Annotated in this window: 5 protein-coding genes and 1 pseudogene; 4 read left to right on the top strand and 2 right to left on the bottom strand. The window is 66.6% G+C overall.

What is annotated here, in order from left to right; translation table 11 throughout:
* Positions 1-982 (bottom strand): annotated as a pseudogene (locus AB0J09_RS57030) (hypothetical protein); the annotation flags it as partial.
* Between AB0J09_RS57030 and AB0J09_RS57025 the strand changes: the two are divergent.
* On the top strand, positions 917-2,227 hold the full coding sequence (locus tag AB0J09_RS57025) for a hypothetical protein (RefSeq protein WP_360711164.1): 1,311 nt from the start codon (positions 917-919) through the stop codon (positions 2,225-2,227). The pseudogene AB0J09_RS57030 and the gene AB0J09_RS57025 sit on opposite strands and share 66 nt — an antisense overlap.
* 101 nt (positions 2,228-2,328) lie before the next feature.
* Positions 2,329-2,598: a hypothetical protein gene (locus AB0J09_RS57020; protein WP_360711161.1), complete on the top strand. Its 270-nt coding sequence runs from the start codon at positions 2,329-2,331 to the stop codon at positions 2,596-2,598.
* Positions 2,599-3,068: 470 nt separating this feature from the next.
* Here AB0J09_RS57020 and AB0J09_RS57015 read toward each other — a convergent pair whose 3' ends face one another.
* Positions 3,069-3,395 carry a hypothetical protein gene (locus AB0J09_RS57015; protein WP_360711158.1) on the bottom strand — a complete coding sequence of 109 codons (327 nt, stop codon included), beginning with the start codon at positions 3,393-3,395 and terminating at the stop codon, positions 3,069-3,071.
* 206 nt (positions 3,396-3,601) lie between these two features.
* Here AB0J09_RS57015 and AB0J09_RS57010 point away from each other — a divergent pair, with 206 nt between their 5' ends.
* Both AB0J09_RS57010 and AB0J09_RS57005 read left to right on the top strand, forming a co-directional pair.
* Positions 3,602-4,042, top strand: coding sequence for a hypothetical protein (locus AB0J09_RS57010; protein WP_360711155.1), 441 nt, complete (start codon positions 3,602-3,604; stop codon positions 4,040-4,042).
* Between the two features lie 176 nt (positions 4,043-4,218).
* A partial coding sequence (locus AB0J09_RS57005) for a hypothetical protein (protein ID WP_360711152.1) occupies positions 4,219-4,572 on the top strand: 354 nt, incomplete at its 3' end.

Here is a 4,572-nt window from a genome sequence, read left to right as displayed (position 1 = left end):
GGCCGCGGCGCATCGCGCTCGGCCGGGCCGGCAGCTTCGGGCTGGTCGGGTTCGGCCCGGCTTTCAACGGGCCCAACTCGTCGACGATCTCCTTCAGCCGGAACGGCGTCAGCCGCCGCGTCTGGGACAGGTGGGCGAACTGGTCCGCATAGGGGGTCCAGGTGGCCGGATCACAAAACAGCGTCGTCCCGGCGGCGTGGGCGGCTCCGTTAAGCGGCAACGCGATCAGATTGCCGAATCGGGCGCCCTTCTTGGAGTGGGTGGGCACGAAGTCCTGGGACGGGATCAGCCGGTCGTAGCTGGACAAGGACATGCCGTCGCGGGCGTCGATCGCCCGCCGCACCAGGGCCATACCCAAGGCGCGGGCCAGCCCGGCCGCCACCGGCGCGGTGAAGAAGATCCACACGTGTGCTCCTTCGCCCGACCGGGAGATCTCCAGCAGAGCCGGCACTCCGGCCTCGGCGCAGCCCCGCAGGTAGGCCTGCGCGTCGCCCTTCCAGCCTGTGCCTCCGGATTTGCCGTCGAAGTCGCACACCAGCAAGTGCGTGGTGTCATCGGGCAGCAGCGGGTACAGCCCGGCGTGCAGTTCCTCTCGCTCAGATGCGGGGCGCCGCAGATGTTTGGTGATGACCTGGTCGGTGAGCGGGAAGAACACTCGCTCGCTCTCCGATTTGTTCTTCTCCCACGGATTCTCCTCAGCCGGACTCCACCCGACTTTGCCATTCCTCCGGTTCACCCACCGCTTGGCGTACACATCCGCCCTGCCGATGAACAACGCCCGGAACAGCGCGATCCTCTCCTGCGGAGAGGACTTGCCGTCCGCGTACGGCAGCCCTTCCGACGACGATTTGGCAGCCTGTCGTGCGAGATCACTGACCGAATGAGGTGTCCTGCCCGGGTCCGCAGGACTGGCCGCGTGCGTGCGAAGCCGTTCGTTGTCCGCTTCCAGTTCAGCGATCTGCTGCAAGGCGACGTCGAGCATGATTCGCAACTCGGCGGGGTCATCCCAGCTATATCCGTAGCCCACCTCACGATGATCGGGAAATCTCCGTTCTGGCGCAGGAGAAACGCAAAACGTCCGGACCTGCCCGATATCTCCCTTTCCGGCGCTGGTCCGAGGGCAGCCGGTCCCGCGAAGTCCGCGCCACCTCGGCGCGCGCTCGATAGCGTTGGCCCGAGGCTTGCCAGACAAGACCCGGTGGCGATGGAGGGATCCGACATGTCGCACGTGTACGACAGCCTGCCCGCCCCGATCGTGGCGGCCTGCGAGCAAGTAATCGAGGCCTACCTCACCGGAGCTGTACCCAGCGCGGACCCGCGTTTGCTGGACACCTCCGAGTCAATGCTCCTCGCCGAATCGGCGGCGCTGGAAGCCGTGGCCATGCTCGCTGAACAACAGAGCTCGACCAGCAACCTGCTGTTCGCTGATCTGCTGGAGGACCCCACCTTCGCGCCTCTGGCTCCCGCCATGCGGCAGATTCTGCACTTCCTGCGCGCTCGACTGGCTGGACAGAACCCTACCCTGCGCCTGGATCCTGCCACTCCCGCACCGACCTTGACCCTGCTGCTCATCGCCGCTCAAGCACTCAGCAGCGCTGCGGCATCCGAGGACGACACCACGGCCTCCGAAAACGACAGCGCCGCCGAGTTGTTCGCTGAGATGAAGACGCGCCTGGCCGGCGAGCCCATGGACAGGCGGGTGCCGGCGGGCGATCTGGCCTTCGGACTGGATGACGCACTCGCTGACCGCGTCGACGACGAGACGTTCCTCCGAGATGGAATCAGGAGAGCCCTCACCGGGACGGTGCCGGTACGGAGGGTCCTGTCGCACACGGCCGGCCACGTGCTTGTGGTCTTGGACCTGGCCGCCAGGCCAGATGTCGAGGACCTGTTCCGGCTCCTTTCGGCAGACCCGCCCTCGGGCGGCGCTGACACCCACGTCCGCTGGCGGATGTTGCCCATGCCCGCCCCGGCGATGAGCCTGTTCCGCCTGGAGATCAACTGGTTGGAACCCGTTCACATCGACCTGGCGATCGCCTTCGACACCGACAACCACGGCAAAGAACTTCGGGCCATCGCCTGCGCAGAGGTTGTCGCACTGTCCTTCGTCGATCCCGCGGACATCCGCAGCGGCCGACACGATCCCGACGCCCCTGTCATCACCGCCTTGATCCCGGCGCACCGGGAGTCACTTACCGATCTCCTCAGCAAACTCGAGCACCAGTAGCGCCGACTGGAGCGGGACTATCTGGCGGCACTGTTGAGAGCACGTCCCGACGTACTGGCCGATCCGAACCGCTTCACACACCCCCATATTCAGGAGCCCTGATGGACTGGCACGAACGTTTGAGCGACCGGCTGGCCGACCCCGATAACGGCCTGCCCTACCAGATGGCTGTTGCCATGGAAGGCCATCCGCTGTCACCCGGCAGACAGCTGTACGCCCTGGCCGACGTCTTGGGCGTTGAACCCGGTGACCTGATGGTCGACCTGCGGAAGCAGAGCGCGGACGAACAGGAAGTCCAGGCAGTTGTGGACCGGCTCGTGGCCACCGTCGAAGCCCGTCTCGGTCTTCCTCCTACCATGCCGTCTCAGTGAGAGTAGGCGACAAGGATGCGATCATCGGGTGTGCTTCCCCGAGTTGGCCCTGCGGCGGGATCGAGTTGATCGACGGCATCCGACCGCGTGGGCAGGCCAGGTGCGTCGCATCCGCATAGGCGGCCGACTTATCACGCTGGCCTGTGCCGCCCAGAGTACGCTGCCGTCTGCTGGCAGAGAAGACGCCCCCGGCGCCTCTCCTCTTCTGTCCGCCGCCGCGAGGCCCCGGCTGCGGCCGCGGACATGTGAATGCCCTGGGTCATCGTGGTTCCGGCCGGTCACGCCAGGCCGCACTCCGTAGTCGCCCGCTCCCACGTTGCGGGCGGCATCCGAAGGCAAGAGACCGTCGCTTCCCCTGACGACACAGCCCGAATCCCCTGCCAGAGCATTGACGGACCCCAGCCCCCGGGGGTGGGCGGCGTTTCGCGAAGGCATTTGCGCGCGCACGCGCGAGGACATGACTTGCGGTTTCACAGGTCGGCTTCGGCGGTCTCCGGGATGCCCGCGTCGGCCAGCAGTCGACGGACGAGTTCAGGGTTGGGAGCCAAGCCGGGGAACCGGGCGATCAGGGACGAGGCGTAGGTGTAGTCGTAGCCTGCCGCGATGAGCAGTTCAACGGCGGTGGACTCGTCGTCAGCGGGCACGAGGTTCATCAGGAGCAGCGCCGTGGGGTCTGGGGGGAGTAGTTGGGAGCGGTCAACGTCGCCCCATGGGTCTTGCCCAAGTCCGGCGACCCGCAGGAACGCGAGTGCCTCCTCGGCATCCTCCGCGAGGTTCACGATGTCCTCGACCGTCATGGCGCCACCTCCTATCTGCCGCCGGAACGTCCGCGTCCAGTGTCGGTCAATGCGCTTGAACGGCAGCGTGGTCCCACGCCGTCGTCGACCCTGTCTTTGCCAGTGGTGGTTGGAAGCGTCGCCCTTATGCCCCCATCGCAGCGAGCCGTCCCGGCGTGGGCCGACCTCAACGACCGCCAGCGCACGTACATGACGGTTCTACAGCCGTGACCAGGAGGCTGAGCGGTTTTGGGCGGGGGGCGTGGGAGCGGGGCGAGACCAAGCCGCCGGCCAGCGTGTGGCGGTGGCTGGAGTACGGGCCGGTCGATAACCCGTTGGCAGACCGCGGCCGGCTGCAGGTGCACCTGGAGGCGCGCGGCATACGTGACCCCGGCTCGGGGTCCACGCTGAAGACGTTGGAGGAGCGAGGCCTGATCGAGACCCGGCAGAAGCCCGCGATGATCGGCTACAAGGTCGAGGTGAAACTGACCACGCTCGGCCACGTGCTCGCCGCCCAGCCGCCATCTCCGGACGCCCGGCCCTTAAGGAGGCTCCAGCCCCACCATGTCGACCCAGCGACAGCCCCGAACAGTGGAGTCCCGCACGCCACGACGTCCTCGATCCCCGGGTCCACTGTGGGGCGAAATGCCTCTGCCGAAAGGAGGTGACGGGCGCCATGACGCGACCAGCATGGTCCGGGCACCGGCGGGCGAGGTGACCGCCAGGATTGACGTTGCTAGCCTAGCTGACTATGAAACTTGACGGAAAGTCAGAGAACGAGTCGGATCAGAGTGGCAGCAAAACAGCTGCCAAACACGGCGTGCGGGTAGAAGTCTGGCCTCTCATGGCCGACGAGGACGGAATCTGGCTGATCAGCGGACTCAACGCATGGCGCACAGGCGACATCAACTGCCAACCCCATCCCGCCGTGCAGCGATTACTGTCCAGCCATGGCGTGAACGACCTCGTCCGGCTCCTGCACTCGACCAGCTGGCGGCCCATCGACGGCGCGGTCGTCCTGACCTACATCGCCGTGCTCGATCACCAGCACGAGCCGCTCCCATCCAGGTGGCCAGCCTCTCTTGCGATCACTCACGCCTGGGCCATGACCGTCTACGACGTGGCCATGGACGAGGTCAAGCCGTCCACCTGGGAGATAACCAAGGTCGCCCTCTACAAGGGCAGGCGGCGCGAGCCC

Origin of the sequence: Nonomuraea sp. NPDC049784, assembly GCF_040659615.1 — a bacterium.
In the GTDB taxonomy this organism is placed as follows: Bacteria; Actinomycetota; Actinomycetes; order Streptosporangiales; family Streptosporangiaceae; genus Nonomuraea.
The sequence above is the reverse complement of the archived record's forward strand: the minus strand, read 5'-3'. Positions and strand labels throughout refer to the sequence as shown.